This is a genomic window from Pelodictyon phaeoclathratiforme BU-1, assembly GCF_000020645.1.
GTDB classification, from domain to species: Bacteria; Bacteroidota; Chlorobiia; order Chlorobiales; family Chlorobiaceae; genus Chlorobium; species Chlorobium phaeoclathratiforme.
In genome coordinates this window covers 2,003,322-2,027,286 of the sequence record NC_011060.1, presented here as the reverse complement: position 1 = coordinate 2,027,286, position 23,965 = coordinate 2,003,322, and the positions used below count along the sequence as shown (strand labels likewise).

Sequence of the window (23,965 nt, the reverse complement as noted above, 5' to 3'; positions counted from 1 at the left end):
CTCAACATAAGGAAACAACGATGGGATTCTTCTCTCCAAAACCAGCCTGCCGGAAATTTTTCACCTACGCAGAAAAAACGCTTGATTTCACCGCACTCTCTGCGGGTTTGTCTTCCCTTGCGTTGGCAGATGTTGATATCAATCTCGGTCAAATCAAGCTCTCTCCCGAATTTGTGAAAGTATCCGAGAAGCTTATGCTCCTTGATTTGCAGCAGCACGACCTCTGCCAGACCATTGCCAATATCAGGGACAAAAGCGAGCGCGACAGGATGTTCAGCAAACTTGCAGAGATCAAGATGGAGATGATGCGTATGGCCGCACACCCTGAAGCCTACGAGCACCGGGAGCTGAACCCGACTCAGAGCGAAAGCCAACTGAAACGGGCAGAGGGCACCACCGACACTATTCTTGCTTCCTCCGTCAGTAAAGCAGGCAAGCAGATCATGCAACTACTCGATAATCCTGCAACCATTGGTGAAGCCCTGATCGAAGCGGCGAAGTTACCATTCAGGGGTGATGACAAGGTACGGTTTCAACAAAAACGGCAGAGATACATTGATGGACTGAGTGATCATGACAGGCCACGTTGGGTTGGCGAAATGAAAATTTTTCTTGCACAGTACCTTTGATTGTACCCCATAATATTCAGAAGAGGCAAAACGAATGACCGTTGAAGAGATCATCAGGATGCTCGAAAATCCAGCGACCATTGGCGAGGCGTTGCTTGAAGCGGCGAAGTTGCCCTTCAGGGGTGACGACAAGGTACGCTTCGAACAAAAACGACAACACTATATTGATGGATTGAGTGATCATGAACGGCCGCGCTGGGTCGGCGAAATGAAAAACTTTTTGTCGGTGTATGATGGCTGTAGTGTTGGTGCAACCGATGGAGCAGAGGCGCCACCCGGACCGCAACGCAATGAGTTTAAAACTGATATTTTTATAAGCTATGCCCGCAAAGACCTGAAACGGGTTCAGCCAATTGTCAAAGAGCTGCAAAAAAAGGGCTGGAGTGTTTTCTGGGATCTGGAGATTCCTCCGGGTGAGAGCTGGCGGAGTTATATCAAGAAGAGGCTGGATGAATCACGGTGCGTGCTTGTTTTATGGTCTCATTTTTCCATCACTTCCGAATGGGTCATTGCCGAAGCAGATGAAGCGGATAAAAGGGGGATTCTTGTTCCAGCGCTTCTTGACGCCGTTGAGCCTCCATTTGGATTGAGTCATATTCATGCCGCAGACCTTTCTGACTGGAAAAAAGATACCTCTTGTAGGGCATTCAGGGAACTTGTGAATGCTGTTACCTCAAAAATCTATTCTTCAAAACCAGCTCTCCCGGGTAAAGCGCCAGATACGGTTTCAGCTCCAGTCCCGAAGTCAGCACCAGTAAAGGTATCCTCAATGTCGAAGCTGCAGCCTCTGCGTACGAGGGTTGAAAAAGGGATCTCAGCAGTTGCGGGCCTAAGAACCTGGCAAGTCATAAGCTGGAAAACATTAATTATTGCCTTATTAGCATTAGCAGTAGTCATGGTGTTTATTCTACCAAAAGTTATTTCGTATACATCTAAAACCGTTGAAATACCTAAAGGCCAAAAGATACTGAACGACACTGAATCAGGAAATAATGAAGGTAATGACTTAAAAATCCTTTTTGCGGATAGTTTCAATAACTGGGACTACAACCACTGGCAAAATGGCACTTCAAACTTTTCGTTTTACGGACGCACTCAACAGCGCCAATTGCTTCCAGAAGGAAAAAACGGTGTGTTACGTCTCGAACTCGATACATACAACCCAATCAATGGCTCTTCACCATCCTTCTATGGAACAGAAGTTATCTCTAATCAGACATTTTCCCCTGGAGTTTCTGTCGAAATCAAGGCTTATTTCGAAAAACCGTTGGCGGCTGGTATTGTCGGAGGCATGTTTCTCTATAATTCCACCGGTACCTTCCATGACGAAATCGATTTTACAGCGGTATCGAATAGGCCCAATCAAATTCAGACAAACTTCTATGCGAATGAACCCCTTGGCGCAGGTCATCCTGCTTTTAATCCAATTTCAGGTGCGTTAACCGATGAGCACACCTACCGCATTGAGTGGTTCAAAAATGCAATATTATGGTATGTTGATGGTCAGTTGGTTCGGGAGCAGACAAATGCTATTCCACAGCATCCGATGGCACTTCACATGAACATCTGGGCTCCGGCGGCTGATTGGCCAATCGCCTTCAACGGAGCACTGAACCCGGTCACAAATCCAGTCGCCAATACCGCCTTCTTTTTTAATATCAATTCTGTGCGCGTCGCGCAGTTGCCGAAAATTCTATCTGGTACAACACAGTCAAGAATAAAAATACAGTATTGAAAACCTGGCATGGTTGACACAGAATCAGGAGCGCATTGAGCGGAAGTTATTCAAGTAGCATTCGACAGTTGCAGGCCCTGAGTTATTGCTCTATGATTTTACTTCATCATATCTTGAAGGGATGGAGAATGTGCTTGCTGCCTTTGGGTACAACCGAGATGGAAAAAAGGGGAAGAAGCAGATCGCGTTATCGGCTTGTTGTGTACAGCAGATGGCGATCCGGTTGCTGTCCGGGTATTTGCAGGCAATACCGGCGACAAGTCAACGGTTGCAGAGCAGATTCGTACTGTTGCCAACACCTTTTGAATTGACGAGATCACGATGGTTGGCGACAAAGGAATGATCAAAACACCACAGGCCAAAGAGTTGACCGAGGCGGGATTTCATTACATCACCTCACTCTCAAAACCAGAAATCAGGACACTGCTCAAGACGGAAGTGCTGCAAATGGATTTTTTTGATAATGATCTGTATGAGGTTGAAAATAAAACAGAAAGCGTACGATATGTGCTGAGAAGAAATCCTGTTCGAGAGGCAGAGATGGCAAAGAATCGCCAAGAACGGGTTAAAAAAATCCAGCGTTACGTTGAAGAAAAAAACAGCTATCTCGCCGGTTCCGTCAAACGTGACCAGGATGTTGCACAACGCTTTCTTCAGAAAAAGATCAGCCAGTACAAGCTCAACGATGTACTGGAACTGACCCATTAGGAGAGGGTGTTCAAGGTAACGATCAATGAAGAGATCCTGAAAGGAGCAGCTCTGTTCGACGGCTGTTATGTGATCAAAACCGATGTAAAGAAAGAGCGTCTTTCGACCGTGTAAAGCGGCGATAACTGTTGTCAATCTTTTGGGCCTTCGGGTGATTCTACGATACAACCATGTGCAAAATAAATCCCTCTGCGTCGATTTCGCCATAAGCAGTGCTCTCGATCGCTGGAGCAGTTTTTTAACGACAGCGCATCAGCTTGACCAGGAGCATACTCCAAACGAGTTGGCTTCCGACAAAAATATTTTGAAAGCCATTGCAATGAACTTGTTGGGCAAAGGCATCGAGATCGCCACCATTGCTGAGGCCACAGGTTTGACGGTGTTGGAAATCACCTCTTTTTCGCAAAAGGGCGGGGATGAATAATCAGGTCGAAGCAATAAAAAAACTGCTTTGTGAACGGTAATGGAATCATATTTTTTTTGCAATTTTGAGTTATGGTAGTCGTCGCCCCGGCATCAAACTCATCATCTATCATTATGCAATCATTCCTGCATCGTCATCTGAACATTGGAGCAAAAGGGCAGAAGGGTTCAGCCTTTTCATGTTGTGGCTCCGATTCTGTTTCTTCCAGGCTGAAAGCTGAACCACTCAAGCCCTCTCTTGTCAGCTCTTCATTGCTCGCCTCTTTGGGCCTCTTCGCCATTGGAGCGTTCTCCATCGGTGCGCTCGCTATCGGCGCCGTGGCTATTGGCCGACTCGCTCTTGGTAAACTTGTCATTGGCAAAGCGCGTATTGGTGAGCTTGAAATCGGCAAGTTGCTTGTCGCGCATTGTGAATGTGACTGTGAAGGGAGCAAGAGCGCAGAAGAGCCTTGCAGCGTGAAGTGAAGCGTGCTTGTTGATGGAGTTTGTCAGATACTACATTTTTCCTTCTCCTTACGCCGATATTTTTTTTCTTGATCGTTGTGCGGGAACTCCATACAGCATCCCTTCTGCACTGATATCTTCGTCAATATCAGGCCAGTGAATGCCGATACCGTTACCAATGATCTCATAGTTGTTTCTCTGCTCCACGGAGCTTTCGGTTAAACGCCATGACCAAATCAGGGGAACACTGATCGTTCGCCCGTCATCAAGAGTTGCGGAAATCACCTCGTCAGTGATTTCAACGGCACTGATCCTTGGTTCATTATTGACCGCAGTGTTCATACCAGTAACTTTTTATGAGGTTGCTTTCAAGCTGGATTACCTTGTAAATGGCATTAAGCTCTTTTGACGAAAAGCCGTGGTTTTTTGCCAACGAAAGAGGTTCCACCCAGAACTTGCAGATTTTGCTCTCTTTACTCACATGCACGTGCAAAGGCTCGTTACAATCGAAGCTAAAGAAAAAGAATCGAAATCCATTCGACAGTTCTTTAATCGTTGGCATGATGCAGAAATTATTTATTACAGGGACTCTATTGATAACTCCATCGAATAGATTCGCTTTGCTTGTTTAGTTGTATTTTACTGATTTTTTCTGTGAACTGCATAAGCAACGTCAGAATAAAGAGTAAATTGCGACACTATCGCAGCATCCCCCAACCTGCAACAAGAGCCCGATCATGGATGATGATATTGTCTACTCCGCGCTGCCGTCAAAAAGTGACGAAGAGCTTGAGAAGGGCTTTGTAACGGCGATTATTGACCAGCCAAAACTGCTTGACGAGCTGGCCAAACAACTGGTGACGCTGAATCTTGCCATTCCCGGCTTGTATGCTACGGCGCTGAAGTTCATGGGCGGAGATGATGCTGTGGTAGAATCAGTCCCCTTAAAGCAAACGGCTATGAAGCTTCAACGGCTGGGAGCAGTTGTCGCAGCAGATGGGTAAGGGTGAATAGGCGCGCTGTTCCCACTCACTGAATCGAAAGGTTCAGTTTTTTTCCAAGAGCTTCAGTATAGTGCATCAACACTGAAAGTCGTACATCCTGCGAGTGATTTTCAATACGGGAGATCGTGGATTTTTTGGTCTTCATTTTACCAGCAATATCATCCTGTGTTAAACCAACACTCTCACGAGCCTGACGAAGGAGCACCCCTATCTTGAACTGTTCATACCCTTCATCAAACGACTCCGCAAACTCTGGATCAAGAGCTTTTTGCTCATCAATAAATGCCTGTAGCTCATCCATGCCTTTTTCCCTCCTTGTATATATTTTTTCGTTGCTCTGCCAGAGCGATCTATTGATCTGGTGTTTTCTGACTTTTCTTGATGAACCCGTTTGTTAAAATAACGAGGCTACCCTTATCCATAAAACCAAGCAATCTGAATGCGTTGTTGCCGTGTTTTGCTCGAACTTCCCAGATTCCGTCGGTGTTCTAAAGCTTTTTAAAATAATCTTTTGGTACTATCTGAATATCTCTGATTAAAGCAAGTACCCAAAAAACTTTCTGTTTCTCTTTTGCAGACAAGGCACTCAAAAAATCTTTAACAGGACTTTTTCCGGCAGAATTTTTGAAGAAAATTATTTCTCGCATCCGCGATACCCTCAAAAGTTGACTCAATGCCAAAATTAACTGAATATTTTGTAATACCAAGCCATGACATTCAGGCTTTTTTGACGATTTTCATGGCTCATGGGGCTGGATGTTCCGTTTTTATAGACGTTAGAATTGAAAATGACAAGCTGTATTTAACTGTTGTATCCAGCAAATTGCATGGGTAACGCCTTAATAAAAAGTAAATTGTGCCATTACAACAGCATATCTTAACCAGACGACAAGACTCAGATGATGGATGCTTGTATGGATTCCTTTTAACAGATTAACAAAACAACCACTTGTCGCAACTTGAACACATCGAAGCTATAGAAAAGCGCCTCTGGAACGCGGCGGATACCTTGCGGGCGAGCTCAAACTATGCGAGTAACGAGTACTTTCTGCCGGTCATGGGGCTGATTTTTTTGCGCCATGCCTACAGCCGCTTTCTGGCAGTGCGGGAGGGGCTCGAAGCTGCTCTGCCCACTCGCGGGGGCAAAACCCGTCCGCTCTCCAAGGAGGATTTTTCCGGCAAGAGCGCCATCTACCTGAAACCGGAAGCGCAGTTTGACTATTTGGCATCGCTGAAGGAGGGTGAGAGTCGGGTACATCAATCTGCTGTGTTTGCTGCCCAAAGAAGAGTATTATGAACTGGTGCATCATAAAAATAGTGGTCATTACGCTAAAACGGTGACCTGTTCTCAAAAAAACACAAGGGTTTCCTTTCAGATACACGAACTATCTTCAGAATATTTCTTTAAAGCCCAAAAACGCCAGGCACAAACTGACAACAGAGGACCATCATGCGGACACTTCTGAAATTGCATAACATCAACCCATCACCAGACATGGAACTGGAGTTTGATGAGCGGCTGAACCGGATAGAACCATATGCAAAATAAATCCCCGCGTCGATTTCGCCTTTAAAAAGCTTTTTGGCAGCGAAGAGAATAAGGATCTGCTCATCTCCCTCATTAACGCCATTGTCTCCGAAGAGGATCAGGTGGTGGAGATTGAGCTGAAAAAGTTCAATAAACTGCACCATGAAATTAGCAGTACACTTGATCGCTGGACGACCTTTTTTTATGACAGCGCATCAGCTTGACCGGGAGCATACGCCCAAAGAGCTGGCCATCGACAAAAATATAGTGAAAGCTATTACAGCCATAGATCGCATGTTTGATGAAGAGGAGCGTCAGGTATATGAAGTTCGCAAGCAATCATTGGTGGAAGCAGAAAGTAAAATTGCCTCGGCACTGGAAAAGGGCATGGAAAAAGGGAGAGAGGAAGGAGTCAATGCAGCATCAAAGGCCATTGTATTGAATATGGCAGGTAAGGGTATTGATATGAACACGATAGCCGACTTTACAGGGCTAAACATGTTAGTTATTACAGTATTTTTACTTTGCATGAATGATTGATGATGCAATAAAGCAGAATGCGTGGTAATCCACTTCCCGGGATACTGTCTGCTCCGCGTTGCCGTCAAAAAGTGACGAATAGCCTGAAAAAGGCTTTGTAACGCTCCTTGTTGAGCTGCGAACTCTGGTTCCTCAACCGCGCCCGCCCGCCCATCGCCATCAAGAAGAATTTTGAGGAGTTGGGGATACAACAGCATTATTGACCCAATTCTTCAGCAACTGAAAACACTCAGTTTTGAAAATCGTAATCTCAGCAAAGCCCGCGACATTCTCCTCCCGCGCCTGATGAGCGGGGAGGTGGTGGTATGAGCATTGCGCACAATATTATCAAGTTATTGTCGCAATTGGCCCGAATAAAGGGCGTTACGTTCATAACTTGCGTCGATAACTTCTCTGATAGATTATTAAGTGATTAATTAATAATGAGTTATAGTATTTACATTGTTTGTCGAAATGTCAATAGACGGTCAATCCCTTGTCATAAAGCCTGAAACGGATGAAGAGCAATCTGTGTAAAGATTTTATTCTTCTTGAGCCAGTTTCTGGACAGCCAGAGTTACAGCCAGAGTCAACCCCTCATGTCGGGGCCCATGATGAGGCCCATGACCTCATCGCCCTACACCGAAGATTCCCTCGTTCAGCAAACGACGGCAGACTATCTGGAGCAGCAGTTTGGCCAGGAATTTTATCTTCACAAGGTTTATGTCTGATATTCTGATGTATTTTTGGCTGGTTTTTTGATGTGTTGCTATTATTTCGCTACAATGGCGTTACATTATCTTTTTCATAATAAAATAGAGAATTTGTTTGACAGAAATCATAAGCTGTTGCTATCATTAAAATTGAAGACAACAGGTATCCGCTGATGAAATATTTTGATTGGAATGATGATAAAAATGATTTACTCAAAAAAGAGCGAGGTGTCTCATTTGAGCAGGTTGAACTGGCAATAGCTTCCGGAAAACTGCTCGACCGCGTAAGACATCCAAACCAGGAAAAATATCCAAACCAGAAAATTTTTCTGGTAGAGCTTGAAAGTTATGTCTATTCAGTACCGTACATTGAAGATGAAGAAAAAATATTTTTGAAAACGATAATACCAAACAGCAAAGCAACAAAGAGATTTTTTGGAGAAAAAAATGAAAAAAAAGACGAGCTACGTTGATAAAGATGAACAAGAATTAGCGGAATCACTTGAAACGGAAAACTGGATTTCCGATCTTGACGCTAAAGAAAAAAATCAATATGAAAAGACTGCCCTCTATAGCCTGAACACACAAAAACAAATCAACATAACAATGAGTGAGCGCGATTTAATGAAAATTCGTGCCAAGGCGGTCGAAGAAGGTATTCCATATCAATCTTTTATATCAATGCTGATTCATAAGTACAATGAAGGAAAACTATCAATCACAAGCCCGACAAAAAAAGGAAAAAGACGCGGGATAAACGCAGTTTGATGTTCAATTTGTCTTGTATCGCGCTCTGCTGATTGAGTTTGCCAGCTTTCGAACACATTGAACTGCTCAAAAACTTCTGGTAGCAAGTCATATTGTTCTGTGGGTGAGTATCACCACCTGACCAAACTTCAGATTTTGTTTTAAAGTGTTTTACAATGTTGACGTTGTTTGTCGAAATATCAATACAGTGCAATCGTCGACCTCTTCTTCCATCCTTGATGAAAACCCTTTTCTTAAAGGATAAAAGGCATTCCACTCTTTTTCAATACCTTATGAGCTACGCAATCCTGGCGTAAACGATAAAGGTATGGTGCTTTATTCGTTCAGATACGTTAATTTAGGGTTAAACGTGCCAGCAAGAGTAATCACTGAAAAGGTGGCGACATTGCAATCGCAGAGCCTATGACCCCATCACCCTACACCGAAGACTCCCTTGTTCAACAGACGACGGCGGACTATCTTGAGCAGCAATTGCGCTGGGAGTCAGTCTATGCCTGTAACCGGGAGGATTTTGGCCCTGAAAGTATCCTGGGGCGCAAGGATGACCGGGAGGTGGTGCTGACGCGCATGTTACGGGCAAAGCTGACTGAGCTGAATCCGGGGCTGCCTGATACGGCTTATGACGATGCGCTGCGCCAGATTGTGACAACGACGGCGACGCAGACGCTGCTGGCGACGAACCTGGAGAAGTACACGCTCTTCCGCGACGGGGTGCTGGTCACCTTCCAGTATGAAAAGGGGGAGCGCCTGAAGCAGCGGTTGCGGGTGTTTGACTTTGATTCGCGATGCGGTTCGCACGGCAATTGAGGATTTTCTTTGGAGTGATGCTACAGGTTTGTCGGTGGAGTTTTATACAGAAGAGGAGGTAAAGGAGAGGTCAGAGGAGATTTTCCGTCACGTCTCTCGTGCTTACCCGACCATTCCGTCACCATTTTATGAAAAAACAGTGGCGGCATAATTTTAAACAAGTTGAAACGATGATGCAGAAAAAACAGTTAGGCAATACGGATATGCAGATCACCCCGATCGGTTTTGGCAGTTGGGCAATCGGGGGTGCTGATTGGGCCTATGGATGGGGTGCACAGGATGATGGCGATGCGATAACGGCCATTGAGCGTGCGGTTGAGCTTGGTATCAACTGGATTGATACGGCGGCGGTTTATGGGCTTGGCCATTCGGAGGAGCTGGTAGCGAAGGCTCTGGCTGGTATGAAGCAGAAGCCCTATATTTTTACCAAGTGCTCATTGGTCTGGAATGCTGAGCGTCAGGTTGGCAATAGTCTCAAGGCTGATTCGATACGGCGCGAGTGTGAGGCGAGTCTGAAACGGCTGCAGGTTGATGCTCTTGATCTTTACCAGATTCACTGGCCGAACCCTGAAGGTGATCTTGAAGAGGGCTGGCAGGAGATGGCTCGTCTGAAGGAGGAGGGGTTGGTTCGTCATATCGGGGTTTCGAATTTCACTGTTGAGCAACTGCGCCGGGTTATCCCGATTGCACCTGTTGCCTCTCTGCAGCCGCCCTATTCGATGTTGCGGCCTGCAGTTGAAAAGGAGATTCTGCCGTTTTGTCTGGAGCAGAATATCGGTGTGATTGTCTATTCTCCGATGCTTTCGGGCATGTTGACAGGCGCTATGAGTCGTGAACGGGCAGCCAATTTTTCTGCAGATGACTGGCGTCGTCAGAACAAGGAGTTTCAGGAGCCGAGGCTTTCTGCCAATCTTGAACTTGTTGAGTTGCTCAAGCGGATTGGTGCGCCACATGGATGCTCTGCCGGGGAGGTTGCTATTTCCTGGACTTTGCGTAACCCGGCGGTAACTGGCGCAATCGTTGGCGGGCGCAATGCTGCCCAGGTTGAGGGGACTATCGGAGCAGGGGAGTTCAGGCTCAGCGGAGAGGAGATTGATGCTATCGGTAAGTAGTGGATGAACGGAAAAACTGTTATGATATTATAAAATAATAGTTTATATTGTTATTTCATGGTCAAAGATATTTGACGGAGCCCTGAGCTAAAGCGTAATAATACCCCATTAGAAGCATTTTTGATAGAGAAAAGGTGTTGCAGGGTGCCCTCAAAGAGAAACAGACTCCAAACTTCGTTTTTTGAAATCCACTATGCGTAGCGTCATCAACCACCAAATGATGTTCGGTCGTACCGATATTTCTGCCATTGTTTTCGATCCGAAATCACGAGATGATATCCCAAAAATCTTGAGGGGCCTTCAGGGCATCTACACCGACGAGGAGTTGCGCAAGCGTGTTTTTGCCATCCTCGAAGAGGTTCGTCCTGAACGGAAAAAAGGAGAAGGAAAAGCTGACCCAAACACAGGGCGTCCCGGTATGGAGCAATGGGCAATTTTGGTACTGGGTGTCGTTCGACTGGGAATCAACGCTGATTACGATCGGCTTCATGAATTGGTCAATCACCACGATACGCTTCGCCAGATGCTTGGTCACAACGATTGGACTGATAAAACATCTTATGAACTCCAGACCATCAAAGATAATGTCCGACTGTTTACCCCCGAATTGCTTGATCGAATCAACCAGGAAATTGTCCGTGCAGGTCATACGTTAGTAAAAAAAAAGAGGAAGAAAATTTCCCTTTAATGGCCCGAGGTGATTCGTTTGTGGTGGAAACCAACGTTCACTTTCCTGCTGATACAAGCCAGTTGTTCGATGCCATTCGCAAAGCCATTGAGGTCTGTGCGAAATGGTCTTTTGATGAAGGATTAAGTCAATGGCGCCAATACGATCATAACATCCGGCATATCAAAAGAATGCGTCGTATTGTGCAACAGCTCAAGCACTCGACATCAAAAAAGCCGGAAAAGAAAGCTCTCAAAGATCAACAAATAAAGCAAGCACTCCTCGATTACCTTGCGGCAGTCGATTATCAGTTACAACGGGCAGTGCGTACCGGCGCAGAACTGGGTGGCTTAAATCCGTTGCGGCTCAGCCAGCTTAACGGCTATATTGCTCATGCTGAGGTACAAATGGGGCAAATTCGTCGTCGGATAAATGACGAGGTTATTCCGCATGCGGAGAAAGTCTTTTCAATTTTTCAGCCACACACCGAGTGGATCAGTAAAGGCAAGGCGGGAGTGCCGGTTGAGTTGGGATTACGGGTCTGTATTATCGAAGATCAGTATCGTTTTATCCTGCATCATCAGGTCATGGAAAAAGTTGTCGATAGCGACATCGCAGTGTCCATTATCGAAGAGACCAAGCAACGTTTTCCAAACTTGCGATCGATCAGCTACGACAAAGGCTTTCATAGCCCGGATAACCAACGCGACCTGAAAGCGCTTCTTGAAAAAGTTGTTATGCCGAAAAAAGGCAAGCTCTCAAAAATCGACAAAGCTCATGAATCCGAGCCGGAATTCAGGAGACTGCGACGGCAGCATTCGGCAGTTGAATCAGCAATCAACGCACTTGAGGTTCACGGCTTGGATATATGCCCTGATGATGGCATCAAAGGATTCAATCGCTATGTTGCCCTTGCAGTGCTGGCTCGCAACATTCATCGTTATGGAGCACTCTTGTACAAGCAGGATGCGAAGCGACATCGAGGGCCCTACAAAAAAGCTGCCTGAGTTCTCTCCCCAAAAAAAGAGTTTTTTACCAATTCGCAGGGAGAGATCCGTTCGTTATGACGCTTCCTGGAGCAAAATTCGGTAGTTTACCCATGGCGTGTCACGATCAGCACAAAAACGCCTTTTGTTGATCATTAAAAATGGTTTTTAATCCGGCGGGAGGTTGTCAAATTTTCAAAAAACAGGGGTTTTCTTTCTGGCACTAAGTATATTGCTGATATGCCGAAATAGGTTGGAAGAGCAGTTTGGTTATTGGTAGTGTTATCGTTTTTGTAAACAACAAGCAAGATGTTTGGCTATGTCGTTTTTCAGCAGTTTGTACAGGGATATTGCTATTGATTTTGGAACAACGAACACGTTGATTTATGTCCGGGGGCTTGGTATTGTGTTGAATGAGCCCTCAATTGTTGCCCGTGATTGTAATACCGGTCAGGTACTGGCCATCGGGCAGGAAGCGCTTGTTATGCATGATAAACTGCATCCCGGTATTGTTACGGTCCGACCGCTTTTTAATGGTGCCATTGGTGACTATCAGGCTATGCAGGAGTTGATCAAAGGGCTGATCAATAAAACGAAAATGCGCTTTTCCCTGGGTATTCGCCATTTGGTTATCAGTATTCCTTCGGGTATCACGCCAGTGGAAAAGAGGGCGGTACGCGATTTTGCCCAGCATGTTGGTGCAAAAAAATTTTATATGGTTACCAATCCCATGGCGGCGGCTATTGGTATCGGGCTTGAGGTCAGGGAGGCAATAGGCAATATGGTGGTTGATATCGGGGGTGGAACATCGGAAATCGCTGTTATTTCACTGAGCGGTATCGCTTCCGGTGAATGCCTGAAGGTGGCTGGCGCAGATATTACTGAATTGATTATTCGTCATCTTCGCCAGGAGTACAATATAGCGGTTGGTGAGTCAACAGCCGAAAGGATCAAAATAACCCTTGCCTCGGCATACAAGGAGGAAAAGGAGACCAGCATGGAAATCAGGGGTATCAATGTTGAGTCCGGGCTTCCCGAAGTACGGATGATCGGTTCTGGTTCTATCAGGAATGTTATTGCCATTCCGATTGGCCAGATCATCTCGTCGATTAAAAAATGTCTTGAGGCATTGGTGATCAAGCCGGAACTGTCGGTGGATATTTTTGATCATGGTTTGTTTCTTGTCGGTGGAGGAGCGCTGATAAAGGGTATTGACAAAAAAATCCAGGAGGAGACCAACGTTCCTGTGCATATCAGTGAGGACCCCCAGACGGTTGTGGCAAAGGGTGCGGGCGAGATTCTTGAAAACCTTCGAAAGTATAGAGGCCTTTATACCAACTGACGTTTGCTCCCCGCCCTCCTGTTTTGGGTCAGGGACGAAATTTGCGGTAGTCGATATCGAATTTTTTTATGCGAAGCCCCATGATTCGGTCTGAAAGGCCAAGTTGCACGGCCGCACGAGACATGTTTCCCTGTGTGCGTTTGAGTGCCTCCATGATCATCTCTTTTTCTATTGCATCAAGTTTCTGCTGCAGCGATCCGGTATAGGGCGTTCCGCTCGATTCGGCAGTCTGGAGTGTCGGCGGCAGATGATAGCCGTGAATGACGTTATCTTCGCTCAGGATGACCGCCCGTTCCATACAGTTCTGCAGTTCCCTGACGTTACCTGGCCAGTGATAGCGCATCAGCATGTCGATCGATGTTGTCGAAATTCGCCTGATTCCTTTATGGTTAGCGGCATTGAATTTTTCGACAAAATAGTCGGCCAGCAGCAAGATGTCGGTTTTGCGTTCGCGCAGCGGGGGAACGGTTATGGGAAAAATGTTGAGCCGGTAATAGAGATCTTCGCGGAAAAGTCCGCCTCGTATCAACTCTTCAAGATTGCGGTTTGTTGCGGCAATGACCCGTACATCAACCTTGATGGTTTTTGATCCTCCTACCCGCTCAAACTCTTTTTCCTGTATGATTCTGAGCAGTTTTGCCTGCACTGCAAGACTGAGTTCGCCCACTTCATCAAGAAAGATGGTGCCGGTATGGGCAAGTTCAAATCTCCCCTGTCGGGTAGCCGAGGCTCCCGTGAAAGCCCCTTTTTCATGTCCGAAGAGTTCGCTTTCAACAATGCTTTCAGGCAATGCTGCACAGTTGAACTTGATGAATGGGTTCTCGTTTCGATGGCTTTTAAAGTGAATGGCACCTGCCACCAGCTCTTTTCCAACGCCGCTCTCTCCGAGCACAAGGGTGGTTGCGTTGGTTTTTGCGATCTTGTCGATCATTTTGTAGAGCGAGATCATCGGTTTTGTGTTGCCGATAATATTTGCCGGGCGTTCGGCCTCTGAAATTTTCTCATCATCTCCCTTTTCTTCTTGATAGAGCTGTCTTGAAGGTTTTTCCAGGATGGTTGTTTGCAGAGATTTTTTTTCGCTCTCTTCATGTGCAAGTTGTTTTATACGAACAGCTTGTGAAATCATGGATGCGATAATGGAGAGCTGGTCGACATAGTGCTGAAGCATATCGGTGCGCTGTTCTCCCCCTTTGCCTGTTTTTGAGGGCTTGTCTGCCGCTCCGGGTTCCAGTTGACGGTCTGCACTCAGGGTACCGATGATTTCCGTGCCCGCCTTGATGGGAATGCAGATAAAACAGAGACTCTCTTTTTTTACCTTGCTTCGAGATCGGGTTCGGTCGAGAAAGAGCGGTTCGTTGTCAATAGAGGGAACAATGACCGCTTTGCCGGTTTTAACGACATGGCCGATAACTCCTTCGCCGATCTGGTAACGTCCTCTCTCCTTCTCTTTTTCCGTAAGCCCAAATGATTCGTTAATGACAATTTCACCGCTGTCGCGGTTAAGAATGGTGATCATGCCCCTGAGCATGTTCATGTTTTCAGACATGATGAAAAGAACAAGCCGCAATACCTTATTGATATCATTTTCATGGGTTATGGTCCTGCTGACTTCAGCAAGCAGGCTGATGATGCTATGATCCTGTTCCTGTGCGATGAGCATGATGCTTGCAATATGATTATCCGTGTTTCACCAAGAGTGTGTTGTAGATGTGTTCAAGCTCATCGGGCTGCAATGCCCGTTTTTTTTCAGTGGCGGTTGTACGAACAAGAGCAAGCAGATGGTTTGCTTCGCCTCTTGTCATGGTGATGCCCTTGCCTGAAAAATAGTGCTGCAGCGACGCGCTTCCCGAATGTTTTCCGATCACTATCTCATGCCCGTTACGGCCAACCTGATCTGGAAGAAATGGTTGGTAGGAGAGCGGATGTTTCAGCAACGCTGCACAGTGAATACCTGATTCATGCTGGAATGCCGATTTGCCTACAACGGGTTTTTGATCTACGATCTCTCTTCCGGATGCTTTGCTTACTGCTGTGCAGAGCGATGAGAGCTTTCTGGTATCAATGCTTGTTTCATATTTTCCTGAGAGCTTCAGGGCTATGGCAAGCTCTTCGAGCGCAGCATTCCCCGCTCGCTCACCAAGTCCGGTAACGGAAACACTGACCGCCTGGCATCCCGCTTCAAGGGCAGTATAAGCATTGGCTGTTGCCATACCGAGATCATTATGGGCATGAAATTCAAGCGCCGCATGGCTTACTGATTTCAGGCGGTGTATCAGCCCGATCAGGGATGTTGGTGTTGCGATACCGACCGTATCGGCAACTCTTACCCTGTCCGCGCCACATGCTTCAGCATCAAGCACAAAGCTTTCGAGCAGTTCAGCATCTGCCCTTGTGGCATCCTGTGCCCCAACGCTCACATAACTAAAATATTTTTTTGCCCGTGGAACAAGTTCCTGCAACTGTTGCTGTACCCATACATAATCCCTTCCCATAAGCTCCAGATACATCGCCGAAACAGGAAAGCTGATGTGAACCGCTTCGGTCCCGCAGGTACAGGCATCCTCAATATCCTGCCATTTTGCCCGAGCCCAACTGGTCAGGCGTACCGGCAGGTTCAGTGTAACGATTTTCTGTATGCTCTTGCGTTCATCATGACTGATGGCTGGGTATCCGACTTCAAGTTCATTGACTCCCGCATCAGCAAGCAGAGAGGCAATGTCAATTTTTTCCGTATTGCTGAAGACAACACCGGGAGCCTGTTCGCCATCTCTAAGTGTTGTGTCGATAATCCAGGGCCTGATCATGGAATGAGAAGATGTTCTGCTGTCTATACGCATATCCTGGAGGTTTCTTCAGTGAACAAAACATGGTATCGAGATCATAATTCGATATTTTTTATTTAGCCTTTAACTGCATATTTCCTGAATATATTAGGCCAATCGCAACAAATATAATAAAAATTAATACATTTTTGTGCTATTTTGTGGTTGATTTAGAAAAATATCCTGCTCATGCATTTTTGGTTGCAGAAGCAGATGATATCGTTAACCAGACTCTTCTTCTCCAGAGGGTGAGGCTTTTGAGTTATGGGGCTGGGGCGACCATACGATCCGGCTTGTAGGTGCAGTTCAGTTTTCTTGCAAGAGACGTGACAGGCGATTGCATAGGGCAACAGGGGGGGATGGAAGCCGGGCAGCTCTCTGCTTTTCTGTCCTGTTTGCAAGTTATGGAAATCTGTACTAACATACCTAATATTTACTGTTATAAGCTTCTCTCCGGGGATGGGTACCGGGGTATCATCAGAATGATCAACTCATGAAGAAATATTGGGAGGGTAAAAGCGCTGTCGTAACCGGAGCAGCTTCCGGCATTGGTTTTGCCCTCGCGAAGGCGCTGATTGTCCGTGGTGTTCAAGTCCGGGTTGCCGATATTGACGCCGACGGCATCAGGCAGGCTGCACGGGTACTTGGCTCGAATGCGCATCCGGTGGTAGTTGATGTGCGCGATGCTTCTGCAGTGCGTGATGTTGTTGAGAGCACAGCAAGAGAATTTGGCAGCATTGATTTTCTCTTTAACAATGCCGGGATCATCATGTCTGGCGAGTTCCATGAATTTGATACAGAACATGTTGATCGTATCATTGACGTCAACATCCGCAGTGTCGTCAACGGTATTGTTGCTGCATACCCGTTGATGATCCGGCAGGGTGGAGGTCATATCGTGAACACGGCATCTCTTGCTGGCCTTGCTCCTTCACCGTTGCTTTCATCTTATGCCATGACAAAACACGCCGTCGTCGGGCTCACAACCAGTCTTCGTTTCGAGGCTGCCCGCTACGGTGTTCGAGTCAGTGCCCTTTGCCCTGCCGCCGTTGATACTCCTCTTCTTGATGCGGGGATGCCGCCTGATCTGCACGAGGTTCCCTGGCGACCAAACGTTCGGCGCTATCTCGAAAGGCTGGCTGGCACACCCTTTCCGCCTGACAAGCTGGCTCATGCTGCCCTGCGCGGTGTGGAGCGCAATCAGGCCCTTATTCTTGTTCCAGCCCGAGCCCGTCTTACAGCCCTGATTTATCGCCTCGCTCCCGGCCTCGTCCATACGTTTGGTCAGCACGTTCTTGCTGCGGAACGAAAAGAGCGTCCACAGGGATCATGTTGAGGCAATCGTTAAATGGTTATAGGTCATATAAAAAAGCTGATAGATGATCTGTCTGCAAAAAAAGTTACTATTTAACGAAACCTTGTCTATCTTTGACTTGAAAAGAAAAGGAGAAATGGACAAACTTTTTGACATCAAATTTTTAGATCAGGCCTTTGATTTTCTCGGCTGCCTTGATAAGAAGCACTACGAAAAAATCCTTTTCAACATACGTAAAGCTCAGACACAACACGATCCTGAACTTTTCAAAAAGCTCAACGACGAAATTTGGGAATTCAGAACGCTTTTTCAAGGAATACACTACCGTTTACTTGCGTTTTGGGACAAGACAAATTCCGAAAACACTCTGGTTATCTCTACGCATGGATTTGTGAAAAAACGCAGTAAAGTGCCTGATAATGAAATTCAAAAGGCGACACAACTACGGGTAAAATATTTTGAAGACAAAGAAAACAGTGAAAGGAGATGAAAACCTACACATTAGACGAAGTTCAGGATAAACTTATTGGCAAACATGGTACCCCGGAGCGGGAGAGGTTTGAGTATGAATTACAAATGGACTTGATTGGGCAAGCCATCAAGCAGACTCGCCAGGAACGCAATTTAACCCAGGAAGCATTGGGCAAACTTATTGGTGTTCAAAAGTCACAGATATCAAGGATTGAAAGTAATGCGAGCAATGTTACCATTGACACCCTGATGCGCGTTTTCAATGCCTTGCAGGCAAAAGTAAAATTTCAGGTTGAGCTGCCACACTGCAAAATCAGTGTAGGCCAGTAACTGCGCCAGACAAATGCAACGGGCCGCAAGCCGTTGCTTGAGATCTGTTCATCCTATTTTGCTCGACACATGAAGGTTTTCGGCTATCCATTGCAGGGTAGCGGTTATTCGGCGAGCTTGAGTGGCAGCGGCGAGCTGATATCAGGCTTCACTCCATTGCTTGTAATCGTGCCAGCTCATGACGGTTACTCCGTTTCGCTCGTATGAGTCGTCACCACCATAGATAAGCCAGGGCTGAAGCGCCTCTTCACCGGCAAATCGTGCGGCTTTTTGGCCTGCACGGATTGAGTCGCTGGTGATGGTCTGGCCTGATTTTATCTGATTCAAAAATTGCTCCCCTCATGGGATGCAAAGCAAGGAGTTCAGATGAACGAATGCCAAGGAGCCAGCAGGGAGAATTGCTGAAAATCGATCAGAATGCATTCTTGAAGTTATACAAATTGCGAATTGAAAGTGCAAATTGTATAACTTTTTTGATGGCTTCATCAGCAAGAAGGGGAGGGCATGGGAGCAACAGATTCCTCGTGTACATGTGCATGTGGGAAAGATGCAGGATAACTGTGCTCATACACCCCCAACCCAAGGATCTCCGGACATTGATTTGCGGTTGTGGTATTCTTCCCGTTTTTCTGTTAAATTTCGCAGGGTCGTCGCCATGGAAAAAATGGCCCTACAGACTCGGTCGTAAAGGGTTAACTTTAATCGGTGTCTTTTTACTTGCTTGCTAATGTGGGTGCGATGCGGGAAGTTGCATGTAAAAATGGTTTTGGGAACAGTCGAATAAACGATGAATCAACTCCCATAATCATGCCGGAACTGATTTTATTCTTCATGCCATGAATCCGAAAAAAAAGATTTTAGCGCTGAACATAGGCTCGTCGAGCATCAAATTTGCGCTGTACGAAACCGGTGAGGGCGAAGTGCTTCTGTGTACCGGTTCCCTGACGCGGATTGGCCATGAGAAAGGAGCCTTTTCTGCAAGGGACGGGCAGGGAAGCTCTCTTGCCAGTGCAAGCGTTTCCCTGTCGGATCATGACGCAGCTTGTGCCTGGCTTTTTTCCTGGATACTCAAGCAGGGTGAGGCATACAGGCCTGATGCCATCGGGCATCGCATGGTGCATGGTGGCCCCCGTTACTCAAGCCCGCAGGTTGTTTCTCCTGAGCTGATTGCCTCACTTGAGGAGCTGGTTCCCTATGCTCCCGAGCATCTGCCGCAGGCACTGAAGGCTCTCAGTCAGGCCGCGAAACTTTTTCCCGGAACGCTTCAGGTGACCTGCTTTGATACCTCGTTTCACTCCTCCATGCCATCGGTTGCACGCTTCTATCCGCTGCCGGAATCAATTCGTAGCGAGGGGGTGCAGCGTTACGGTTTTCATGGGCTCTCCTATGAGTTTTTATTGGACGAGCTTGAACAGCAGGGGGGCCGCGATGTGGCGCAGGGAAGAGTCGTCTTTGCCCATCTGGGTCATGGCGCCAGTATGGCCGCTGTGAAAGAGGGCAGAAGCATCGACACCACTATGGGCTTTTCTCCGGCTGGCGGGCTTGTGATGAGTACCCGCACCGGCGATCTCGATCCGGGGGTGATTCTCTTTCTCCTGCAGCAGGAGAAAATGAGTGCAGCACAGATCAAGGAGATGGTCAACCGTCAATCGGGGTTGCTCGGTATTTCAGGGATCAGTGATGACATGCAGGTGCTGCTTTCGATGGAACAGAACCTTAAAGCCCGCGAAGCTGTTGATATGTTCTGTTACAGGGCGAAAATGGCTCTTGGCTCTTATGCAGCGGTGATGGGTGGTGTAGATACCCTTGTTTTTTCAGGGGGGATCGGTGAACATGCCGCTGAAATTCGAAGTCGTATCTGCGAAGGGCTTGGTTTTCTCGGTATTGCTGTTGAGTTGTCCCGTAACGTTGTTTCATCACCGGTTATTTCGCCTGATGGCAGCGCGGTTACTGTCAGGGTTATTGCAACAAACGAAGAGCTGATGATTGTCCGGCATACTTTGGCCATTCTTGCCGGTACTGTTCACCGTTCGTAATGCATAGCGCACTCTCTTCTTTCATTTAAAGCTCCTGAACGTATGGCACTCTCTCCACTCTCTTCTGGCGGCCCGCTATCGGTTGATGAACTGCAACGCATCGATGCCTACTGGCGTGCGGCGAACTATCTCTCTGTAGGGCAGATTTACCTGATGGACAATCCACTGCTCCGGGAACCACTGAAACCTGAGCAGGTCAAGCCGCGTTTATTGGGGCATTGGGGAACGACTCCGGGGCTCAATTTTATTTACGCTCATCTGAATCGTGAGATTTGCCAGCGTGACCTGAATGTGATCTATCTTGCCGGTCCAGGGCATGGCGGTCCTGCTATTGTAGCAAATGTCTGGCTTGAAGGCACCTACAGCGAGTATTATCCCAATATTTCGGAAGATGCTGCGGGTATGAAAAAAATGTTCAGGCAGTTTTCTTTTCCAGGCGGTGTTCCGAGCCATGTTGCGCCCGAAACTCCCGGTTCCATTCATGAAGGGGGGGAACTCGGTTATGCGCTTTCCCATGCTTTTGGGGCAGTTTTTGATAATCCTGATCTGGTTGCGGCCTGTGTTGTGGGCGATGGTGAAGCTGAAACCGGCCCTCTGGCTACATCATGGCATTCAAACAAGTTTCTCAATCCGGCCCGTGATGGAGCGGTTCTTCCGATTCTGCACCTGAACGGGTATAAAATTGCCAATCCCGCTTTTCTTGCCCGTCTGCCGCACGATGAGCTGGAGAGCTTGATGATCGGGTATGGGTACAAACCCTGTTTTGTTGAAGGTTCTGATCCTGCAATCATGCACCAGAAGATGGCTGCCGCACTCGATAACTGTTTGGACGAGATTGCTGAAATTCAGCACGAAGCACGGGCGCATGGAGCAACGGAAAGGCCGTTGTGGCCCATGATTGTGTTGCGTTCTCCCAAAGGGTGGACTGGCCCGAAAGAGGTTGATGGAAAAAAAACTGAAGATTTCTGGCGTTCCCATCAGGTGCCGTTTTCAGCGGTGCGCGAAAATCCTGCCCACCTTGCGCTGCTTGAAGAGTGGATGAAGAGCTACCACCCGGAAGAGCTGTTTACTGCCGAAGGGGCGCTGAAGCCGGAACTGAAAGAACTTGCACCCAAAGGGCAGAGGCGGATGGGTGATAATCCTCATGCCAACGGGGGATTGCTTTTGAAGTCGCTGCATATGCCTGATTACCGGGAGTATGCGGTCTCAGTGTCCTCACCTGGCTCTGTCAGGGCTGAGGCAACAAGGGTCATGGGTACCTTTTTACGGGATGTCATGAAGCAGAATGAGCATGATTCCAATTTCAGGGTATTCGGCCCTGATGAAACTGCATCCAACCGGCTTGGATCGCTTTTTGAAGTTACCGACCGCACCTGGATGGAAAGCGTTATGCCCTATGACGAAAGTCTTTCCCGGAACGGCAGGGTTATGGAGATTCTTTCCGAGCATACCTGCCAGGGGTGGCTTGAGGGCTATCTGCTAACGGGTCGGCATGGTTTATTTTCCTGCTATGAGGCCTTTATCCACATCATCGATTCGATGTTCAATCAGCACGCAAAGTGGCTGAAGATAACCAATGATGAAATTCCCTGGCGTCGTCCCATCGCCTCGCTGAACTATCTCTTGACCTCCCATGTCTGGCAGCAGGACAATAACGGCTTTTCCCATCAGGATCCCGGTTTTATTGATCATGTGGTGAACAAGAAGGCTGATGTGATTCGGGTCTATCTTCCCCCTGATGCCAATACGCTGCTCTCGGTTACCGACCACTGTCTGCGTTCGCGCAACTATATCAATGTGATTGTTGCCGGTAAACAGCCCGCATGGCAGTGGCTCGACATGGATGCTGCTGTAAGGCACTGCACGAGCGGCATTGGTATATGGGAGTGGGCTTCAAACGATGCCGAAGATGGTGATCCGGATGTGGTTATGGCCTGCGCCGGGGACGTTCCTACGCTTGAAACGCTCGCGGCTGTCGATATTTTACGGGACAAAATCCCCGATCTCAAGATTCGTGTGGTCAATGTTGTTGATCTGATGACCCTTCAGCCCAGCGAAGAGCACCCTCATGGACTCAAAGACCGGGATTTCGATGATATTTTTACCACCGACAAGCCGATCATTTTTGCCTATCATGGTTACCCCTGGCTGATTCACCGTCTGACTTACCGGCGTACCAACCATAAAAATCTGCATGTCAGGGGATACAAGGAGGAGGGAACAACCACCACGCCGTTTGATATGGTGGTGATGAACGATCTTGACCGCTTTCATCTTGTAGCCGACGTTGTGGAGCGGGTTCCCCGTCTCAGGCAGCGGGCAGCTTACGTAAAGCAGCATGTGCGCGACAAACTGATTGCCCACAAGGAGTATATCCGTAAATACGGCGAGGATATGCCGGAAATCAGGAACTGGCAATGGACGCGGTAACAAAGGTGCCGACTGGTCAGGAGCCGGGAAAACAGGAGCGTATGGTTATGACAGCCAAAAAGAGTGTGCGACGCAAGGGGAAGGCAGTTCATGCTCCGCCCAAGCCCATGAAAAAGGTGATGCGCAACCTGTCGAGGACGATAGGGCAGCCTCCCGGTACACTGCTTCATATCGGCGAACAGAAAACAGCCGATTGCGTCATAACGGTTTTCGGCTATGATGAAGAGCGTGAGTTTCACATGCCGGTGGGCAATGTTACCGAATGTGCGGAATGGAAAGATCAGCAGCGGGTTCTCTGGATCAATATTGACGGACTGCATGATGTGTCGGTAATTGAGGAGGCTGGCAAGCTTTTCGGTATTCATTCCCTGACCCTTGAAGATATCCTGCATACGGAGCAGCGTTCCAAACTTGAGGACTTTGAGAGTTACCTTTTTCTGGTGCTCCGGACGCTTGAACTTGAAAAGGTAACTGGAGATGTTGTTGAAGAGCAGTTGAGCATGGTGATCGGCAGTAATTATGTCCTCACCTTTCAGGAAAAACCGGGAGATATGTTTGATGCGGTAAGGGAGCGAATCAAAAGTCAGGGGACTGGAATACGAAAACGGGGAGCAGACTATCTTGCCTATGCTCTCGTTGATGCCATTGTGGAGAGTTATTTTACCGTTCTTGAAGAGCTTGAAAGTCGTATTGAACTGCTCGACCAGGAGCTCTTCACAACATCTGGCGGGGATATCTTTCAATCTATTTATATCCTAAAAAAGGAGCTGATTCTTTTACGGAAATCGGTACGGCCGATGCGGGAGATTATCAACAGTATCAGCCGTGATCACTACAAGGTTATTGATGATGTGGCAACCTGGCCTTTTTTCAGGGATGTGTACGACAATGTCATTCTTATCAATGAAACCATCGAAACCTATCGAGATATTGTTCTTGGCATGTACGATACCTGGCTGGCCATAGTCAACAACCGGATGAACGAGATCATGAAGGTGCTGACCACAATCGCCACCATTTTCATGCCGCTCTCTTTTCTGGCAGGAGTTTACGGCATGAATTTTCGTTCCATGCCGGGTCTTGAGTGGCAGTGGGGCTTTTGGGCGATGGTTGGAGTCATGAGTGTCATTCTCGTTGCCATGATGGCTTATTTTCGTACGCGAAGGTGGTTTTGAA

At 47.3% G+C, this 23,965-nt stretch carries 28 protein-coding genes and 3 pseudogenes; 23 read left to right on the top strand and 8 right to left on the bottom strand.

Annotation, left to right across the window (positions count from 1 at the left end; translation table 11 throughout):
* Positions 1–20: 20 nt before the first annotated feature.
* Positions 21–629 (top strand): hypothetical protein, encoded by a 609-nt coding sequence (locus PPHA_RS09610; protein WP_012508638.1) that lies wholly within the window; start codon positions 21–23, stop codon positions 627–629.
* Positions 630–645: 16 nt separating this feature from the next.
* Here PPHA_RS09610 and PPHA_RS16310 read toward each other — a convergent pair whose 3' ends face one another.
* A complete protein-coding gene (locus tag PPHA_RS16310; RefSeq protein WP_223293896.1) occupies positions 646–813 on the bottom strand; it encodes a hypothetical protein in 168 nt (55 codons plus the stop codon).
* A gap of 24 nt (positions 814–837) precedes the next feature.
* On the opposite strand from PPHA_RS16310, the gene PPHA_RS16305 reads away from it, so the two are divergent.
* From PPHA_RS16305 to PPHA_RS15980, 4 genes and pseudogenes are all read left to right on the top strand, one after another.
* Positions 838–2,364 (top strand): TIR domain-containing protein, encoded by a 1,527-nt coding sequence (locus PPHA_RS16305; protein ID WP_397232534.1) that lies wholly within the window; start codon positions 838–840, stop codon positions 2,362–2,364.
* 1 nt (position 2,365) lies between these two features.
* A pseudogene (locus tag PPHA_RS15165) lies at positions 2,366–3,180 on the top strand (IS1634 family transposase); the annotation flags it as partial.
* 64 nt (positions 3,181–3,244) lie between these two features.
* Positions 3,245–3,496 carry a hypothetical protein gene (locus PPHA_RS09595; protein WP_012508636.1) on the top strand — a complete coding sequence of 84 codons (252 nt, stop codon included), beginning with the start codon at positions 3,245–3,247 and terminating at the stop codon, positions 3,494–3,496.
* A 113-nt stretch (positions 3,497–3,609) separates the two neighbouring features.
* Positions 3,610–3,960, top strand: a complete 351-nt coding sequence (locus PPHA_RS15980) for a hypothetical protein (RefSeq protein WP_012508635.1) — start codon at positions 3,610–3,612, stop codon at positions 3,958–3,960.
* A 48-nt stretch (positions 3,961–4,008) separates the two neighbouring features.
* Here PPHA_RS15980 and PPHA_RS09585 read toward each other — a convergent pair whose 3' ends face one another.
* Together PPHA_RS09585 and PPHA_RS09580 are read right to left on the bottom strand one after the other, a co-directional pair.
* A complete protein-coding gene (locus PPHA_RS09585) occupies positions 4,009–4,281 on the bottom strand; it encodes a DUF2442 domain-containing protein (RefSeq protein WP_012508634.1) in 273 nt (90 codons plus the stop codon).
* Positions 4,262–4,426 carry a DUF4160 domain-containing protein gene (locus PPHA_RS09580; RefSeq protein WP_397232529.1) on the bottom strand — a complete coding sequence of 55 codons (165 nt, stop codon included), beginning with the start codon at positions 4,424–4,426 and terminating at the stop codon, positions 4,262–4,264. The genes PPHA_RS09585 and PPHA_RS09580 overlap by 20 nt, the downstream gene beginning before the upstream one ends.
* 250 nt (positions 4,427–4,676) lie before the next feature.
* Between PPHA_RS09580 and PPHA_RS09575 the strand changes: the two genes are divergently transcribed.
* Complete coding sequence (locus PPHA_RS09575) at positions 4,677–4,943, top strand: hypothetical protein (protein WP_012508632.1); 267 nt, start codon at positions 4,677–4,679, stop codon at positions 4,941–4,943.
* 25 nt (positions 4,944–4,968) lie between these two features.
* Here the strand turns inward: PPHA_RS09575 and PPHA_RS09570 are convergent, their stop codons facing one another.
* A complete protein-coding gene (locus PPHA_RS09570; RefSeq protein WP_012508631.1) occupies positions 4,969–5,244 on the bottom strand; it encodes a helix-turn-helix domain-containing protein in 276 nt (91 codons plus the stop codon).
* A gap of 49 nt (positions 5,245–5,293) precedes the next feature.
* Positions 5,294–5,365, bottom strand: coding sequence for a hypothetical protein (locus tag PPHA_RS16810; protein ID WP_397234044.1), 72 nt, complete (start codon positions 5,363–5,365; stop codon positions 5,294–5,296).
* Positions 5,366–5,892: 527 nt separating this feature from the next.
* Between PPHA_RS16810 and PPHA_RS09560 the strand changes: the two are divergent.
* The 11 genes and pseudogenes from PPHA_RS09560 to mreB all read left to right on the top strand — a co-directional run.
* Positions 5,893–6,195: pseudogene (locus tag PPHA_RS09560) on the top strand (type I restriction-modification system subunit M N-terminal domain-containing protein); the annotation flags it as partial.
* Positions 6,196–6,479: 284 nt separating this feature from the next.
* Positions 6,480–7,011 (top strand): annotated as a pseudogene (locus PPHA_RS15645) (PD-(D/E)XK nuclease family transposase).
* Between the two features lie 171 nt (positions 7,012–7,182).
* Positions 7,183–7,320, top strand: a complete 138-nt coding sequence (locus PPHA_RS15975) for a hypothetical protein (protein ID WP_190273985.1) — start codon at positions 7,183–7,185, stop codon at positions 7,318–7,320.
* Between the two features lie 221 nt (positions 7,321–7,541).
* The gene (locus PPHA_RS15640) at positions 7,542–7,721 is read left to right on the top strand and encodes a hypothetical protein (protein ID WP_150085657.1); all 180 of its coding nucleotides are present in this window, start codon (positions 7,542–7,544) and stop codon (positions 7,719–7,721) included.
* A gap of 155 nt (positions 7,722–7,876) precedes the next feature.
* The gene (locus PPHA_RS09550) at positions 7,877–8,176 is read left to right on the top strand and encodes a BrnT family toxin (RefSeq protein WP_012508629.1); all 300 of its coding nucleotides are present in this window, start codon (positions 7,877–7,879) and stop codon (positions 8,174–8,176) included.
* Positions 8,151–8,471, top strand: coding sequence for a hypothetical protein (locus PPHA_RS09545; RefSeq protein WP_012508628.1), 321 nt, complete (start codon positions 8,151–8,153; stop codon positions 8,469–8,471). The genes PPHA_RS09550 and PPHA_RS09545 overlap by 26 nt, the downstream gene beginning before the upstream one ends.
* A gap of 402 nt (positions 8,472–8,873) precedes the next feature.
* Entirely contained in the window at positions 8,874–9,278 is a 405-nt protein-coding gene (locus PPHA_RS09540; RefSeq protein ID WP_012508627.1) for a type I restriction endonuclease, read from the top strand.
* Entirely contained in the window at positions 9,241–9,429 is a 189-nt protein-coding gene (locus PPHA_RS15635; protein ID WP_150085655.1) for a hypothetical protein, read from the top strand. The genes PPHA_RS09540 and PPHA_RS15635 overlap by 38 nt, the downstream gene beginning before the upstream one ends.
* Before the next feature lie 22 nt (positions 9,430–9,451).
* Positions 9,452–10,390 (top strand): aldo/keto reductase, encoded by a 939-nt coding sequence (locus PPHA_RS09535; protein ID WP_012508626.1) that lies wholly within the window; start codon positions 9,452–9,454, stop codon positions 10,388–10,390.
* 193 nt (positions 10,391–10,583) lie between these two features.
* Positions 10,584–12,064 (top strand): ISNCY-like element ISPph5 family transposase gene (locus PPHA_RS09525; RefSeq protein WP_150085532.1). Its coding sequence is split into 2 segments (ribosomal slippage): positions 10,584–11,046 and positions 11,046–12,064, totalling 1,482 coding nucleotides; the frame shifts between segments, so codons are not numbered across the junction.
* Between the two features lie 298 nt (positions 12,065–12,362).
* Complete coding sequence (gene mreB / locus PPHA_RS09520; protein WP_012508625.1) at positions 12,363–13,385, top strand: rod shape-determining protein; 1,023 nt, start codon at positions 12,363–12,365, stop codon at positions 13,383–13,385.
* Between the two features lie 28 nt (positions 13,386–13,413).
* Here mreB and PPHA_RS09515 read toward each other — a convergent pair whose 3' ends face one another.
* Together PPHA_RS09515 and nifV are read right to left on the bottom strand one after the other, a co-directional pair.
* Positions 13,414–15,045: a sigma-54-dependent Fis family transcriptional regulator gene (locus PPHA_RS09515; RefSeq protein WP_012508624.1), complete on the bottom strand. Its 1,632-nt coding sequence runs from the start codon at positions 15,043–15,045 to the stop codon at positions 13,414–13,416.
* Between the two features lie 16 nt (positions 15,046–15,061).
* A complete protein-coding gene (nifV, locus tag PPHA_RS09510; RefSeq protein WP_041526512.1) occupies positions 15,062–16,222 on the bottom strand; it encodes a homocitrate synthase in 1,161 nt (386 codons plus the stop codon).
* 478 nt (positions 16,223–16,700) lie between these two features.
* Here nifV and PPHA_RS09505 point away from each other — a divergent pair, with 478 nt between their 5' ends.
* The 3 genes from PPHA_RS09505 to PPHA_RS09495 all read left to right on the top strand — a co-directional run bounded on the left by PPHA_RS09505 (position 16,701) and on the right by PPHA_RS09495 (position 18,323).
* Entirely contained in the window at positions 16,701–17,543 is an 843-nt protein-coding gene (locus PPHA_RS09505; RefSeq protein WP_012508622.1) for an SDR family NAD(P)-dependent oxidoreductase, read from the top strand.
* A gap of 115 nt (positions 17,544–17,658) precedes the next feature.
* On the top strand, positions 17,659–18,012 hold the full coding sequence (locus PPHA_RS09500) for a type II toxin-antitoxin system RelE/ParE family toxin (protein WP_041526511.1): 354 nt from the start codon (positions 17,659–17,661) through the stop codon (positions 18,010–18,012).
* The gene (locus tag PPHA_RS09495) at positions 18,009–18,323 is read left to right on the top strand and encodes a helix-turn-helix domain-containing protein (protein ID WP_012508620.1); all 315 of its coding nucleotides are present in this window, start codon (positions 18,009–18,011) and stop codon (positions 18,321–18,323) included. The genes PPHA_RS09500 and PPHA_RS09495 overlap by 4 nt, the downstream gene beginning before the upstream one ends.
* 141 nt (positions 18,324–18,464) lie before the next feature.
* On the opposite strand, the gene PPHA_RS09490 is transcribed toward PPHA_RS09495, so the two are convergent.
* Positions 18,465–18,650: a hypothetical protein gene (locus tag PPHA_RS09490; protein ID WP_041526510.1), complete on the bottom strand. Its 186-nt coding sequence runs from the start codon at positions 18,648–18,650 to the stop codon at positions 18,465–18,467.
* A 509-nt stretch (positions 18,651–19,159) separates the two neighbouring features.
* Here PPHA_RS09490 and PPHA_RS09480 point away from each other — a divergent pair.
* From PPHA_RS09480 to corA, 3 genes are read left to right on the top strand one after another with little or no spacing between them, the layout of a single operon-like run.
* Positions 19,160–20,359, top strand: coding sequence for an acetate/propionate family kinase (locus PPHA_RS09480; RefSeq protein WP_012508619.1), 1,200 nt, complete (start codon positions 19,160–19,162; stop codon positions 20,357–20,359).
* 42 nt (positions 20,360–20,401) lie between these two features.
* A complete protein-coding gene (locus PPHA_RS09475) occupies positions 20,402–22,789 on the top strand; it encodes a phosphoketolase family protein (protein ID WP_012508618.1) in 2,388 nt (795 codons plus the stop codon).
* Positions 22,777–23,964, top strand: a complete 1,188-nt coding sequence (corA, locus tag PPHA_RS09470; RefSeq protein WP_223293894.1) for a magnesium/cobalt transporter CorA — start codon at positions 22,777–22,779, stop codon at positions 23,962–23,964. Before PPHA_RS09475 ends, corA begins: the two co-directional genes overlap by 13 nt.
* The last annotated feature ends 1 nt before the right edge of the window (position 23,965 follow it).

Bases quoted from the DNA above. Each gene is read 5' to 3' on its own strand.
- PPHA_RS09610 (WP_012508638.1), top strand. From the start codon at position 21: ATGGGATTCTTCTCTCCAAAACCAGCCTGCCGGAAATTTTTCACCTAC.
- PPHA_RS16310 (WP_223293896.1), bottom strand. From the start codon at position 813: ATGATCACTCAATCCATCAATATAGTGTTGTCGTTTTTGTTCGAAGCG.
- PPHA_RS16305 (WP_397232534.1), top strand. From the start codon at position 838: ATGAAAAACTTTTTGTCGGTGTATGATGGCTGTAGTGTTGGTGCAACC.
- PPHA_RS15980 (WP_012508635.1), top strand. From the start codon at position 3,610: ATGCAATCATTCCTGCATCGTCATCTGAACATTGGAGCAAAAGGGCAG.
- PPHA_RS09585 (WP_012508634.1), bottom strand. From the start codon at position 4,281: ATGAACACTGCGGTCAATAATGAACCAAGGATCAGTGCCGTTGAAATC.
- PPHA_RS09575 (WP_012508632.1), top strand. From the start codon at position 4,677: ATGGATGATGATATTGTCTACTCCGCGCTGCCGTCAAAAAGTGACGAA.
- PPHA_RS09570 (WP_012508631.1), bottom strand. From the start codon at position 5,244: ATGGATGAGCTACAGGCATTTATTGATGAGCAAAAAGCTCTTGATCCA.
- PPHA_RS09550 (WP_012508629.1), top strand. From the start codon at position 7,877: ATGAAATATTTTGATTGGAATGATGATAAAAATGATTTACTCAAAAAA.
- PPHA_RS09545 (WP_012508628.1), top strand. From the start codon at position 8,151: ATGAAAAAAAAGACGAGCTACGTTGATAAAGATGAACAAGAATTAGCG.
- PPHA_RS09540 (WP_012508627.1), top strand. From the start codon at position 8,874: ATGACCCCATCACCCTACACCGAAGACTCCCTTGTTCAACAGACGACG.
- PPHA_RS09535 (WP_012508626.1), top strand. From the start codon at position 9,452: ATGCAGAAAAAACAGTTAGGCAATACGGATATGCAGATCACCCCGATC.
- mreB (WP_012508625.1), top strand. From the start codon at position 12,363: ATGTCGTTTTTCAGCAGTTTGTACAGGGATATTGCTATTGATTTTGGA.
- PPHA_RS09515 (WP_012508624.1), bottom strand. From the start codon at position 15,045: ATGCTCATCGCACAGGAACAGGATCATAGCATCATCAGCCTGCTTGCT.
- nifV (WP_041526512.1), bottom strand. From the start codon at position 16,222: ATGCGTATAGACAGCAGAACATCTTCTCATTCCATGATCAGGCCCTGG.
- PPHA_RS09505 (WP_012508622.1), top strand. From the start codon at position 16,701: ATGAAGAAATATTGGGAGGGTAAAAGCGCTGTCGTAACCGGAGCAGCT.
- PPHA_RS09500 (WP_041526511.1), top strand. From the start codon at position 17,659: ATGGACAAACTTTTTGACATCAAATTTTTAGATCAGGCCTTTGATTTT.
- PPHA_RS09495 (WP_012508620.1), top strand. From the start codon at position 18,009: ATGAAAACCTACACATTAGACGAAGTTCAGGATAAACTTATTGGCAAA.
- PPHA_RS09480 (WP_012508619.1), top strand. From the start codon at position 19,160: ATGAATCCGAAAAAAAAGATTTTAGCGCTGAACATAGGCTCGTCGAGC.
- PPHA_RS09475 (WP_012508618.1), top strand. From the start codon at position 20,402: ATGGCACTCTCTCCACTCTCTTCTGGCGGCCCGCTATCGGTTGATGAA.
- corA (WP_223293894.1), top strand. From the start codon at position 22,777: ATGGACGCGGTAACAAAGGTGCCGACTGGTCAGGAGCCGGGAAAACAG.